Annotated in this window: 9 protein-coding genes; 5 read left to right on the forward strand and 4 right to left on the reverse strand. The window is 72.7% G+C overall.

Going from position 1 to position 12,436, the window contains the following annotated elements; all coding sequences use genetic code 11:
* The first annotated feature begins 28 nt into the window (after positions 1–28).
* The 4 genes from purH to WMF46_RS17025 all read left to right on the forward strand — a co-directional run bounded on the left by purH (position 29) and on the right by WMF46_RS17025 (position 4,681).
* On the forward strand, positions 29–1,597 hold the full coding sequence (purH, locus tag WMF46_RS17010) for a bifunctional phosphoribosylaminoimidazolecarboxamide formyltransferase/IMP cyclohydrolase (protein ID WP_437986564.1): 1,569 nt from the start codon (positions 29–31) through the stop codon (positions 1,595–1,597).
* Between the two features lie 189 nt (positions 1,598–1,786).
* A complete protein-coding gene (locus WMF46_RS17015) occupies positions 1,787–3,211 on the forward strand; it encodes an AAA family ATPase (protein WP_437986565.1) in 1,425 nt (474 codons plus the stop codon).
* A gap of 148 nt (positions 3,212–3,359) precedes the next feature.
* On the forward strand, positions 3,360–3,704 hold the full coding sequence (locus tag WMF46_RS17020) for a hypothetical protein (protein ID WP_437909526.1): 345 nt from the start codon (positions 3,360–3,362) through the stop codon (positions 3,702–3,704).
* Between the two features lie 272 nt (positions 3,705–3,976).
* Entirely contained in the window at positions 3,977–4,681 is a 705-nt protein-coding gene (locus tag WMF46_RS17025) for a Bax inhibitor-1/YccA family protein (RefSeq protein ID WP_437553059.1), read from the forward strand.
* 188 nt (positions 4,682–4,869) lie between these two features.
* Here the strand turns inward: WMF46_RS17025 and WMF46_RS17030 are convergent, their stop codons facing one another.
* Positions 4,870–5,376 (reverse strand): DUF4112 domain-containing protein, encoded by a 507-nt coding sequence (locus tag WMF46_RS17030; RefSeq protein WP_437300150.1) that lies wholly within the window; start codon positions 5,374–5,376, stop codon positions 4,870–4,872.
* Positions 5,377–5,595: 219 nt separating this feature from the next.
* Here WMF46_RS17030 and WMF46_RS17035 point away from each other — a divergent pair, with 219 nt between their 5' ends.
* Positions 5,596–7,179 carry a hypothetical protein gene (locus WMF46_RS17035; protein WP_437986566.1) on the forward strand — a complete coding sequence of 528 codons (1,584 nt, stop codon included), beginning with the start codon at positions 5,596–5,598 and terminating at the stop codon, positions 7,177–7,179.
* A gap of 106 nt (positions 7,180–7,285) precedes the next feature.
* Here WMF46_RS17035 and WMF46_RS17040 read toward each other — a convergent pair whose 3' ends face one another.
* The 3 genes from WMF46_RS17040 to WMF46_RS17050 all read right to left on the reverse strand — a co-directional run bounded on the left by WMF46_RS17040 (position 7,286) and on the right by WMF46_RS17050 (position 12,291).
* Complete coding sequence (locus WMF46_RS17040; RefSeq protein WP_437986567.1) at positions 7,286–9,214, reverse strand: hypothetical protein; 1,929 nt, start codon at positions 9,212–9,214, stop codon at positions 7,286–7,288.
* A 77-nt stretch (positions 9,215–9,291) separates the two neighbouring features.
* On the reverse strand, positions 9,292–11,241 hold the full coding sequence (locus WMF46_RS17045) for a molybdopterin-dependent oxidoreductase (RefSeq protein ID WP_437986568.1): 1,950 nt from the start codon (positions 11,239–11,241) through the stop codon (positions 9,292–9,294).
* Between the two features lie 111 nt (positions 11,242–11,352).
* Positions 11,353–12,291: a hypothetical protein gene (locus WMF46_RS17050; RefSeq protein WP_437986569.1), complete on the reverse strand. Its 939-nt coding sequence runs from the start codon at positions 12,289–12,291 to the stop codon at positions 11,353–11,355.
* Positions 12,292–12,436: the final 145 nt, after the last annotated feature.

Below are 12,436 nucleotides of genomic sequence, written 5' to 3' on the forward strand. Positions count from 1 at the left end.
CGCAGAGACGCACTAGCTCTGCGTCGCAATGATTCGACGCGCACTGATTTCGGTATCCGACAAGACGGGATTGCTCCCGCTGGCCAGGCGGCTCGCGGAGAAGGGCGTGGAGATCCTCTCGACCGGGGGGACGCAGCGGGCGCTCGCGGACGCCGGCGTGCCTGTCATCGGGGTGGAGGCCTATACCGGCTCTCCCGAGGTCATGGATGGCCGGGTGAAGACGCTCCATCCGCGGGTGCACGGCGGCATCCTGATGCGCGGCGCGATCGACGACGAGGACCTCGCGCGGCTCGGCGGGGCGCCGATCGATCTCGTTGTGTGCAATCTCTATCCCTTCGAGGCGACCGTCAGGAAACCGGGGGTCACGCACCCCGAGATCATCGAGAACATCGATATTGGCGGGCCGTCGATGGTGCGGAGCGCGGCCAAGAACCACGCGCGCGTCGCGGTGGTGGTCGATCCGACCGACTACGATGCTGTGCTCGCCGAGATCGACAGGCAAGGTGAGGTGTCGAGCGCCACCCGCCGACGGCTAGCCACCAAGGCGTTTGCGCACACGGCGGCCTACGACGGGATGGTGTCCGGTTACCTCTCCTCGCTCCCCGAGGAAGGCGAGCCGAACGCGGCGGAGCGCGAGGCCTATCCGCGCTTCCTCACGCTCGCCCTCGAGCGGGCTTATCCGCTCCGGTACGGCGAGAACCCGCACCAGTCCGGCGCCTTCTATCGTGAGCGGGGCGCGGCCGCGGGGTCGCTCGCGCTGGCGGAGTCGCTGGGCGCGGGCGGCAAGGAGCTCTCGTTCAACAACCTCGTCGACGTGGACGCCGCGTTCGAGGCGGTGCGCGAGCTCGCGCAGCCCGCCGCGGTCGTCGTGAAGCACACGAACCCGTGCGGCGTCGCGACCGGCGACAGCGTCGCGGCCGCCTACCGGACGGCGCGCGACGCGGACGCCGTGAGCGCCTTCGGTGGGATCGTCGCCCTGAACCGCGAGGTCGACCGCGCTGCCGCCGAGGTGCTCGTCGAGACGTTCCTGGAGTGCGTGGTCGCGCCCGCGTATACGCCCGAGGCGCTGGAGGTGCTCCGGACCAAGAAGAACCTCCGGCTGCTCGCCACCGGCGCGCTCCTGCCCGCGGATCACCGGGAGCTGACGTTCAAGCGCGTCGGCGGTGGCCTGGTGGTCCAGGAGCGGGACGCCTCGGCGGCCGGCGAGGTGCGCGGCGGCCGGGTCGTGACGAAGCGCGCGCCGACCGAGAAGGAGCTCGAGGCGCTCGATCTCGGTTGGCGCGTCTGCAAGCACGTGAAATCCAACGCGATTGTGCTCGCGATGCCGGGGCGGACGGTCGGGATCGGCGCCGGACAGATGTCGCGGGTCGAGAGCGTGCGCATCGCCTGCAGCAAGGCGGGCGAGCGGGCTCGTGGGAGCGTCCTCGCGTCGGACGCGTTCTTCCCGTTCCCGGACAACGTGGTGCTCGCCGCGGAGCACGGGATCACGGCGGTCGCGCAGCCAGGCGGCAGCGTGAAGGACGCGGAGGTCATCGCCGCGGCCGACGCGGCGGGGATCGCGATGGTGTTCACCGGGGCCCGGCACTTCCGTCACTGAGCTGGTCTGGCGCCGAGGTCCCGTCACTGAACCGCCTCGCGCCTCTGTCCCGGGATGCGCGCGCTCCCACGCCCTTGCGCCGGAAGGGTGGGTCACGCTCGCAGAAAAGTTGACCTTTGCGCCTTGACTGTGATGATGGTCAACGCTGCGCCTGGGCAAAGCGCTGTGCGCGGCGCGAAGGAGCGAGCTGTGGGCGGAATCAGCGAGACGTGCAGCGTGTGCGGGACCGGATTCGAGGTCCAGTTCCGGTACCAGATGGAGGAGAAGGACGGCGGCTTCTCCTTCTTCTGCTCGCAGAAATGCCTGGAAAAGAGCCAGCTCGGCGGGCAGGGCGGCGCTGCGCTCGCCACGTGCGACGCGTGCGCGAAGCGGTTTCCACCGGATCTCGTGTCCCAGGTGCTCTACGTCGCCGGGCGCCGGCACTACGCGTGCTCGCTGGGGTGCCGGACGCAGCTGGTCCGTGAGGCGAAGGGGGTGCGGCTCGGCGACATCGCGGCGGCAGCCGCGGCGCCGCCCGAGGGAGCAACGCCGACCGGTGACGAGGCGCCGCCGGCAGGAGGCGGGTCGCGCTCCGCCGTGGCGGCAGGTGAGCCGGCGGCTCGGGCGAGCGCCCAGGGCGAGGCGACGGGGCGGGCCGCGCCGGCCGGGTCTGCCGCTCGCCCGGCGGAGCTCAAAGGGCAGGGCGCGGTCGCGGTGCCCCTCTCGCCGGCGGGGGGCGCGAAGCGGCCGGCGCAGCCGCCGCAGCGCCCGGCCGGGGTGCCCCGCTGCCTGGCCGTGTTCAACCACAAGGGCGGTACGGGCAAGACGACGACGGCCGTGAGCGTCGCGGCCGGGCTCGCGGCGCGCGACAAGCGGGTGCTCCTCGTCGACACCGACGCGCAGGGGAACGTCTCTGTCTCGCTCGGCGCGGGCGCGGAGCGGTCGCTCTATCACGTGCTCGTGATGGGGCTCCGGGTCGCGGACGCGACCAAGACGGTGCGACCGAACCTGGATCTCCTGCCGTCCAACGAGACGCTCGCCGCGGCAGAGCTCTACCTGGCAGGGCGCCAGAACCGCGACCGCGTGCTCTCGGATCGCCTCTCCGCTGCAGCGGCCGAGTACGATTACGTGGTGCTCGACTGCTCGCCGAGCCTGTCGCTGATGAACCAGAACGCGCTGGTGTTCGCCGACAGCGTGCTCGTCCCGGTCGCGTGCGACTATCTGTCGCTCGTCGGCGTCCGGCAGGTGATCAAGACGGTGAAGAACGTGAACGCGCTGCTGCATCACCCGGTGCAGATCTGGGGCGTGCTGCCGACCTTCTACGACGGCCGCGCGAAGATCGCGCGCGAGGCGGTGAGCACGATGAAGCAGCACTTCGGGGAGCGCTGCCTCGCGCCGATCCGGCAGGCGATCAAGGTCAAGGAGGCGCCCGCGCAAGGGCAGACGATCTTCGAGTACGCGTCGGGAACCCCTGCCGCGGACGACTACCTCGCGGTGGTCGATCGCATCATCGAGAGCCGCGAGCGCGGCACGGCGGGCTCCGAGGCAGGGGCGGCGCGCGACGGGACAGCGTGGAGCGTCGACCGGGGGGACGCGGCCACCGAGCGGCCGGGCGCTGCGGCGGCGGGGGCGTGAAGGGACCCGCGGACGCGGAGTCCCGCTGGATGAAGGGACCCGCGGACGCGGAGTCCCGCTGGGTGAAGGACCCGCGGACGCGGGGTTTCGCTGAATGAAGGGCCCGCAGTCGCGGAGCCTCGACCGGGCAGGGGAGCTGGAGGAAGCAATGAAAAGCGAAGGCGATCTCGGGGGCGCCGCGCGGGCGCTGCTCGATCGCGATGAAGTGGAAGGTGTTTTGTCCGGGGCGTTCTATACGCCCACGGAAGCGCCTCGCGTGCGCGCGAAGGCCCGGACGAGCGGCGCTGCATCCGAGCCGGGTGCTGCGCCGGCGCCGGAGAGACCGCAACACTACAAGGTCATCTGTATCTCGATGTACACCGAGGATCTCGAGCGGCTGGACGAGATGGTCAGCTCGCTCAAGGCGCGCGGGATGACCAAGGCCAACAGGAGCGCGCTGATCCGGCATGCGCTCTCCCAGGTGGACCTCGACAAGATCCCGAAGGGGATTTAATCCCTTCTTCCAGGGAGACTTCGACAGGACGCAGGGCGCGACGTCCGCATTTCCATCATCGTGCGGCGGGCGCCGCGGGCTCCGGGGGGCCCTGAGCGGTGCCGTGGGGGACCTGCGGGCCGGCCGGCTTTCCCGGGAGCGAGCGGCGGAGGGCCCCTGCACAGGCGCCGGCGCTCGCGACGTCGTGGCGCTGCGCCTCGTCCCGCGGCCGCCTCGCCGCGGGCATGCGGCGTGCTTCACGTGCTAGAGTCGAGGCCTACCAGAGAGGGAACATGGACCAGAACTACGTAGGATACGGGACACGCTCGTCGGTGCTCCGCGCCGGTGCCGAGTCGCGCGAGCGCTTCATCGTGCGAACGTACAACCACCTGTTCGGTGCGATCGTCCTCTTCGCTGCGATCGAGGTCGCGCTGTTCAAGACCGGCGTCGCCTCGGTCATCGCCAGGGCGATGATGGGCACGAGCTGGCTGCTGGTTCTCGGGGCGTTCATGCTCGTGAGCTGGCTGGCCAGCCGCGCGGCGCACACGTCGGTATCGAAGCCGGCGCAGTACGCCGCGCTCGGCGGCTTCGTGCTCGCCCAGGCGATCGTCTTCGTGCCGCTGCTCTACATCGCGGACATGGTCGCTCCCGGCGCGATCCAGAGCGCTGGGCTCGCCACGATGGCCGGCTTCGCCGGGCTCACCGCGATCGCGTTCGTGACCCGCAAGGATTTCTCGTTCCTTGGGGCGCTCCTGCGCTGGGGCGCGATCTGCGCGCTCGTCCTCATCGCGGCAGGCGCGCTGTTCGGCTTCCAGCTTGGCACCTTCTTCAGCGTCGCCATGGTCGCGTTCGCTGGGGCCGCCATCCTGTACGACACGTCGAACATCCTGCACCACTTCCCCGAGGACCGGTACGTCGGCGCCGCCCTCGAGCTCTTCGCGTCGGTCGCCATGCTGTTCTGGCATGTGCTCCGCCTCTTCATAAGCTCGCGCAACTGAGCGGGGGCACCCGCTTCGGATACGGGCCCACCTCGACGTTTTCGGTGCTCGGCGTACAAGAGTACGCCTCCGCGCCGAAAACGCCGATCTGGGCCCGTCTCCTGTGCGGGTGCGCCCCGCTCGGGCGGGGGACGTTGCGGAGAAGGACTCGGGCGGGGGACGTTGCGGAGAAGTGAGGAGAGGGGGCGTCAGGAGCCGAAGAGGGCTTGTAGCGCTCTTGTCAGCGAGAAGAGCATGAGAGCTGCCAGGGCGAGGATGCCTGCCAGCGCCAGGAACAGGCCGGCGTAGAAACGAAGATTGGAGGGCGGCGCGCCGCCCTGCGTTCGCGCCGCGAGGTGGGCGCGCAGCAGGTCGAGGTTGCGCGCGTTCGCCTTGTAGGTGGCATCGAAGAGATCGCCTACGAGAGGGACCGTGCCGAGCAGCGTCTCGAGGCCCACGTTGAGCACCATGCGCAGCACCGCGGAGGCGGGGAGACGGTAACGCGTCGCCGCGAGCACGATGTAAATCGAGAGCGCGAAACCGATGAGATCGCCGACCCCAGGGATCAACCCGATCACGGCGTCGTAGCCGACCCGGTAGCCGACTCCAGGGATACGGATGGAGTTGTCCAGAAAATGCCCGAGGGCGTTCAAGCGTTTCAGCCGCTCGTCCTCGAGATCAACGGCCTTCAGCGGGGCAAGGGGCGGCACGGGCATGGCGGACCCATCTCTGCGAAGCGGCTCAGACATCCCTTGCAGTTTACTTCTCGCCCCCTCCAACGGCGACTCAAGAGAGACCGCGGGGCGGCGTCGCAGCGACACGCGGCGCGGCGGGCGAGGATCGGGCAGGAGCACGTCGCCTCGGGAGGGGGCCGTGGGCGGGCGGGCGCTGCCGCCATTGCGGCGACGGCGCTGTGATCCATGCTGGCGCCTGCCATGTCGAGCCCGCGCGCCCTGGTTCGCAGCTCCGGAGCGCGCCGAGCGCTGCTCGGCCTCGCCAGCGCGCTGCTCGGGACGCTCGGCGGAGGCGAGGCGCGCGCGCAGGGAAGGTACGAATCCGCGCTCCTCGGCGGGCGATCGGCGCTCCTGGGGGGCACGGGGGTCGTGCTGGGCGTCGACGGCGCCGCGCCCTTCCTGAACCCGGCCACGATCGTCCGCATCGAGGACCGGAACATCGCGTTCTCGTCGGCGTTCTTCCGCTACGCGCACCGCACACTGCAACGGTGGCACCAGCCAGGGCCGGTCGACCCCGGCCTGTACGGCGATCTCCGGCTCGATCGCACGTCGGTGAGCGATCATGGGCTGGACAGCCTCCCCGACGCGACATGCTATTTCTTCAACTGGAAGAGCGGCGCACGAGGCCCGGATTCGACGCGGGTGCCGGTCGGCCGCCAGGTCGTCGCCGCCTGCCTCGGCAAGACGGAGGAGAACGAGTTCGGGTTCGACGCGCTGCGATTCTCGGGGGAGTCCGCCTCGCGGCGCGTGAGCCAGGCGCAGACGCTCCGCTACGCGTGGGGTCGCTTCAGCGCCGGCCCTTCGTGGAGCTACAGCGCCACCTCGCGCCTCGCCGTGGGCGCCTCGCTCTCGCTCGTGCGCACCCGCTACACGAGCTCGCTCGGCGTCGCCAGCCTCGTGGAGGACACCAGCGCGGGCTCGGCGAGCAACGCGACCTACCAGGCCGCGCTCTCGGGCGATTCATGGGACCTCCTCGCCCACCTCGGCGTCACGTACCGGCTGAGCCGGGTGTTCTCGGCCGGGATCAGCCTGCGGACGCCCAGCGTTCACGCCGTCGACTCCCTGGACGCGAGCTACGTCGACACGCGCGCCGATGGGACGGCGGCGGCGCGCTACTGGGCCGGTGAAGGGGAGTTCGTGGCCCCCTCTCCAGCCCGCGTCGCTGTCGGCGCGAGCGCGGAGTGGAGCAGGCTGCGGCTGGAGCTCGACGGCTTCTTCTACATGGGCCAGCGCGAGTTCGCGAGGATCACCGCCGATCGCGAGGAGATCGCGATCACCGGGGGCGCGGTGACGAGCCGGGCGCAAGGCCGCCTCGACATCGTCGAGGCGGCGGCGCCCATCGTCAACGTCGGGCTCGGCGCCGAGGTGTTCCTCACCCGCGACCTCAGCCTCGTGGGCGGCGTCGCCTCCGATTTCAACGCGCTGTCGAGCCTGCGAGGCCCCATGTCCGCCGAGTCGAAGCTCTTCTTCGAGCGGATGAGCGGCGCCCACGCGTCGCTCGGGTTGGTCTCCTATACCCGGTACGGCGACCTCGTGTTCGGCGCCCGCCTCGATTACGCCGCCGGGCAGATGGCGGCCGTCAACGCGTTCGCGTCGCCGGTGCGGCTGGATCCCATCGACTGCAGCGAGATCGGCGCGACCCTGGTGCTCGCCGGGAGGATCAGCCTGCGCACCGTGGAGGACGTGGCGCGCGAGATCGGCGACGCCGTGGAGGGCTCGGCCGCCGCGCCCCCCGAGCGGACCAGGCCGAGGGAGCCGATGCGGGCGCCCGCTCGAGAAGACTGAGCAGCGACGCGCGCCGTGGATCGATCGGGCGCCGCGCTCGTCCGGCGCGAGGATCTGCGCCGGCAGCTGCGCCTGAGGCCGCTCCCACGCCGCGGCGCCGCGGCGCTCACGCCGCCCCGGCGTCCCGCGGGCGCACCCCGGCGCGCTCCGCGAGGGCCTCGGCCTCCGCGAGGGCCTCCGTCTCCGCGAGGGCCTCGGCCCCGGCGAGCACGTCCGCGTCGCCTTGCTCCCTCAGGCGCTCGAACGCCGCGAGCGCCGCCGGCGCGACCGCCGAGAGCCAGCGCCGGCTCGCGGCGTCGAGCCGGAGCTCCTCGCGGAGCCGCTCCACCTCGCCAGCGCCCGCGGCGCCCGGGCTCGCCGCCGCGCGGCACACGTCGCCGAGCAGCTCGTCGCGCGCGTTCAGCGGCAGGTCCGCGTCTCGCTCGGTGAGGCGCGCAGCCCCGGCGATGTCGCCCTCCCGCGCCCGCAGCGCGAGCGCCACCCGCATCCTGGCCCTCTCCAGGAACGGGTACGACGCGTACCGCTCCGCGAGCAGCGCCATCTCGGCGCGCGCGTCGGCGCGCCGGTCCATCGCCGCGAACAGGAACGCGCGCTCGGCCAGGAGCGCAGGCAACAGGATGTCCGCCGCCATCGCGCGCGCCGCCTCGGTGCCCAGCCGCGCGAGCCCCGCCTCGCACGCCGCGAGCGCCGCGGAGAGCTCTCCCTGTCGCTCCGAAAGCTCGGCGAGCGCGAGGTGCGCCTGCGCCGCGGCCGCGGGCACCTTGCTTCGCGTGAGGGCCTCGATCTCACCCTTCCCTCGCTGCTCCTCGCCCTTCGCGACGGCGATCTGGGCGGCCATGAAGCGCTGCGAGAGCTTGCGCGCGCGCGCCATGTTCACGAGCACGGCCCCGACGAGCATCACGATGAAGAAGATCGGCAACGCCAGGACAATGGCGAGCGGTCCGACGATCGGCTCCGCTGGCAGACGCTCGATCTCGGGCGCCACCGGCGGCGCCCCATCGGAGCTCAAGAGCTGCCACACCCCCAGGAACAGCATCACCAGGGCCACCCACAGGAGCAGCACGCGGCGCGCCGCCTTCGTCACCGGCTGGCGGTTGCTCCCGGCGCGCCCCTCCGCCGCGGCGCGCGCGGGGGCGTCGGCGCGGTCCACCTCCGCGCGCGACAGCTCCTCGACACCGCCCGCCGCCAGCGCGGGGGCGCGCATGAACGGCGCCGCGTCGGGCGAGATGCGCGCCGCCCAGTCCGCCGCCGAGAGCTCGCCTCCCGCCTCCGGCTCCCGCTTCGCGCCGGTGCGGTAGACCGAGCTCGCCTTCGCCTTCAGCATGCGCTGGTAGGCGCGGACGAGGGCGCGCTCGCGCGGGCGCGTGTGCTCGACGAGGAGGATCCGCTCGCGGAGCAGGTGCGCCCGCAGCGCCTCCCTGTCGCCCGAGCGCTCCAGGAGCACCGCGGCCGCGAGCTCCGCGCGGGCGCGCACCTCGGGCGACGCCAGGGCGCTCGTCCGCACGACCTCGATGTCCGCCGCGGCGCCGTCGCGATCGCTCGTCGAGGCGCGGAGCAGGGCCCGCAGCGAGCGCGCCGCGGCGATCGTCGCGTGCTCCAGGTGAAAGGAGAGCGGGTCGGTGCGGCGGGTCACCGCGGCGTCGGCGCGGGCGAGCGCGCCCGCGAGGTCGCCGCGCTGCATGGCGGCGAGCGCGCGCTGGACGTCGATGACGCGCAGGACGTAGCGCGAGCGGCACGTCGCTTCCGCGTAGTCGAGCAGCTCGGCGGCGTCCTCGCGCTGGCCGGAAGCCGCGAGGTTGTACGCCTTGTTGACGACCTGCACGGCGACGCCGATCGATCGGGCGCGTAGCCCGAACGCGATCAGGAGCGCGCCGGCCATCCCGAAGGGCACTCCGGCCGCGACGCTGCCGAGCCCCGTCACGCTCACTCCCGCGCCCACCAGCGCCATCGACGCGCCGATCGCGATCTGCCGGTTCGCGAGGCGGCGCGCCGCGTGCGGTGTGATCCCGAACCGTGCAGGCAGCTCTCTCGCCATCGCGCGAGCGTAAGAGACCGCCGGCCGCGCGGGCCAGGGGATCTCGCGGGCGCCGCGTCCGCCGCGCGGGCCGCGCGCTAGGGCAGGGGCGCCGGCGGGTCGATCGGCTCGACGCGCACCCGCTCCTCGTAGAGCGCGCCGCCCTCGCCGATGTCGGTGGTGCGCGCGGTGATCAGCGCGTTGGCGCAGCGGCCGTCCCGGAGGTGACCTCCCTTCGGGAGGAGCGCGACGTCGCGGCGCTGGGCAGGATCGTGGCGGAGCAGCGCCGTCATGGCGCCGACGCGCGACGTGATCCGGCAGGCGCCGCCGTCGGGCACGCCGCCGGCCGCGTCCGGGTGGACCGTGACGACGGCCGGACCGTGCTGGGGTCGCGCCCACTGCGACGACTGGGACTTCTCGGTTGAGAGCGCCATGAGCAGCAGCGGGAATTCGCTCGCGTCGGGATCCACGCGTTCATCGGGCGCCTCGGTGATGAGGTTGACCCGGCCGCTCGGGGTCGGGAACTTGCGGTCCTCGAACAGCACCTTCGGCGCCAGCGGGTTGCGCACGGGCCCGCGCTCCAGCGTCTCGAGCGTGACGCCGAGCGGCGCGAGCCTTGGCTCGGTGACCCGCCGCTTCCAGTCGCGGGCGCTGCCGTCGAGCGCGCCGCCGAGGCCCACGCGCCGCGCGAGCGCCTGCATGATCTCGAGATCGCTCTTCACCCCGGCCGGGGGCGGGACCACGGGCGTGGCGACGCCGAGGTAATGGTGGCCGTAGGCGCCGACCACGTCGTCCGCCTCGAGGAGCGTCGTCGTGGGCAGCACGAGGTGGGCGGCCCGCGCCGTGTCCGTGAGGAAGGAGTCGACAACGACGACGAACTCGCGCGTCCGGAGCGACTCCGCGACCGTGTCGGACTCGGGCAGCATGGCGACCGGGTTGCCGGCGGTCACCCAGACGGCGCGGATTGGCGGGTCGCTCATCCCGAGCACCTCGCGCCCGAGCAGGGGCTCGCAGACGGTGCGGGGCGCCGGGCGCTCGCCCTCGAACGGCGAGAGGTCGAACGCGCGGCGCCGCTTGAAATAGAAGGAGACGCCGCCGCCCGGGATGCCGAGGTTCCCGCTCACCGCCCCCAGCGCGTCCAGGGCGCGCACGATCGCACCGCCCGTGGTGCGCCGGCCCATGCCCCAGCCCACGAGGATCGCCGTGGGCCTCTCGGCGAGGCGGCGCGCGAGGTCCAGGGCCGCGCGCTCGGGCACGTCGGCCTCGCGGCACCACGCGGCGACCGAGCTCCGGCGCGCGAGCGCGCGGAAGGCGTCGAGGTGATCGCAGTAGTCCGCGGCGCGCGGGTCGGTCCACCCCTCGTCGAAGAGCACGCGGGCGACGGCCATCGCGAGCGCGAAGTCGCCGCCGGGGCGCGGCTGGTAGAAGGCCCCGCAGAGCGACGCCGTCCTGTGGTGCACAGGATCGATGAGCACGAGCTCCGCGCCGCGCGCCTTCGCCTCGCGCAGCACCGGGAGCGTGTGAGGGCTCGAGGTGAAGACGTTCTTGCCCCAGAGGAGGATGTGCCGGGCGTTGAGGAGATCGGCGAGATCATGGCTGTCCTCCTCGCCGAAATCGGCGAGCTGCGCGGCGTCGCCCGCGCCGGAGCAGATGTCGCCGCGCTTGACCGTGACCGGCCCGAAACGCGCGAAGAACGCGTCGGCGATCCCCGTGAGCATCCCGAGCGAGCCGCCGCTCCGGTAATGGAAGATCGCGGCCGGGCCCGACTCGCGCCGGATCGTGAGGAGCTGCTCGGCCGCGGTGTCGAGCGCTTCCTCCCAGGAGACGGGCGTGAGCTCGCCGCCCTTGCGGAGCAGCGGCGTCGTCAGACGCTCGGGCGAGTACTGGGTCTCGAGGAAGCGCGACGTGCGGTAGCAGAGGAAGCCCCGCGTGATCGGGTGGTCCGGGTCGCCGCCGAGGCGCACGACGCGGCCGTCCTCCACGGTGGCCACGATGCTGCAGGCGTCGGGGCAGTCGCGGTTACAGGTCGTCTTGCGGAGCTCCTGCATGGCGGCAGCGTAGATCGGGCGTGCGGTGCGGTACACCCGCCCCGCCCCCCGGAAGTCCGTCCGGACCTGGCCAGGCTTCCACGCCGCGCCGGGGCGGCCCCGCGCGCCGGCTCAATCGGCCGCGAGCCGCTCGGGCGCGTACTCCCGCGAGTCGTCGCCCGAGACCTCCTGAGCGATCGCCCGCAGCTGCTCGTAGCGCTCGCGCAGGAGCGACCACAGCCGATCGCGGATGTCCCTCGAGTCGAGCCGCTCCGGCGGGCGGGTGTTGCTGAGCAGCCACTTCGCTGTGCCGTTCAGCTGGGTCAGCTCCTCCCTGGTGATCGGGATGCGGCTCTGCACGTGGCTCCACCGGTCCAGGATGAGGTTGGTGATGGTGGCCGTCGCGCTCGCGGGATCGCCGGCGACGAGCGCGCGCCGGACGATGCCGAAGGTCTCGGGGACGATGCTGCGCGGGAAGTACACCTCGGCCGTGGCGAGCGTCGGGCGCAGCACGCCGTAGAGCAGATCGAGCTTCTCGACGATCTCGGGCGGCGGCGCGCTCTCGGGCTGCATGCGTGTCACCGCGTAGTCGAGCGCCATCGCGAGCTCCGGCAAGCTGCGGATCGCGTCGAAGCGGGACTTCGGCAGCCGGCGCCGGTGGCGCGCCGGATCGCGCGTGACGGACTGCACTGCGCGCCGGACGATCGCGAGCACCCCGCTCGCGTCGCCGCGAAAGGCCTGCACGTTGGCCGCGGGCAGGTCGCTCGCCGGCATCGCGTACCGCTCGTAGCGCTCCCGATCCAGGCTCTCGTCGCCCCGGGCCCGCGGGTCGGCCTGCAGCGGCGCGGCGCCGGCCGATGAGGCCGCTGCGGCCCGCTCCGGGCCTGCCTGCCGCGGTTCTCCGGCGCCGGCAGGCTCTCCTGGAGAGGGCGCCGCCGCGTCCTGCCTCGTCTCTCCCGGACCAGGCACCGGCCCGGATGTCGTGCTCTGGGCGGTGCTCTCGGCCTCGAGCGGTGTGGACCGGAGCGCTGGATCCCGCAGCGCCTCGAGGTCGTCTCGCGCACGCGTCATCTCGGCCATCGTACGTAAGTCGGTACTTCGGCACAAGATCCGCAGGCGATCGAGCGCGCTCGCGCGGGGCTCCGGTTGCAGCTTCCATGGCGCGCCGCAGGCGCCGCCTCGCCCACCGGTGTCATCGCGTCCCGCAAGCGTCACC

This window comes from Sorangium sp. So ce117, assembly GCF_051524395.1.
In the GTDB taxonomy this organism is placed as follows: domain Bacteria; phylum Myxococcota_A; class Polyangia; order Polyangiales; family Polyangiaceae; genus Sorangium; species Sorangium cellulosum_B.

Excerpts from the sequence above, each read along its gene's own strand:
- purH (WP_437986564.1), top strand. The coding sequence starts at position 29 with ATGATTCGACGCGCACTGATTTCGGTATCCGACAAGACGGGATTGCTC.
- WMF46_RS17020 (WP_437909526.1), top strand. The coding sequence starts at position 3,360 with ATGAAAAGCGAAGGCGATCTCGGGGGCGCCGCGCGGGCGCTGCTCGAT.
- WMF46_RS17035 (WP_437986566.1), top strand. The coding sequence starts at position 5,596 with ATGTCGAGCCCGCGCGCCCTGGTTCGCAGCTCCGGAGCGCGCCGAGCG.
- WMF46_RS17030 (WP_437300150.1), bottom strand. The coding sequence starts at position 5,376 with ATGCCCGTGCCGCCCCTTGCCCCGCTGAAGGCCGTTGATCTCGAGGAC.
- WMF46_RS17050 (WP_437986569.1), bottom strand. The coding sequence starts at position 12,291 with ATGACGCGTGCGCGAGACGACCTCGAGGCGCTGCGGGATCCAGCGCTC.
- WMF46_RS17045 (WP_437986568.1), bottom strand. The coding sequence starts at position 11,241 with ATGCAGGAGCTCCGCAAGACGACCTGTAACCGCGACTGCCCCGACGCC.
- WMF46_RS17040 (WP_437986567.1), bottom strand. The coding sequence starts at position 9,214 with ATGGCGAGAGAGCTGCCTGCACGGTTCGGGATCACACCGCACGCGGCG.
- WMF46_RS17025 (WP_437553059.1), top strand. The coding sequence starts at position 3,977 with ATGGACCAGAACTACGTAGGATACGGGACACGCTCGTCGGTGCTCCGC.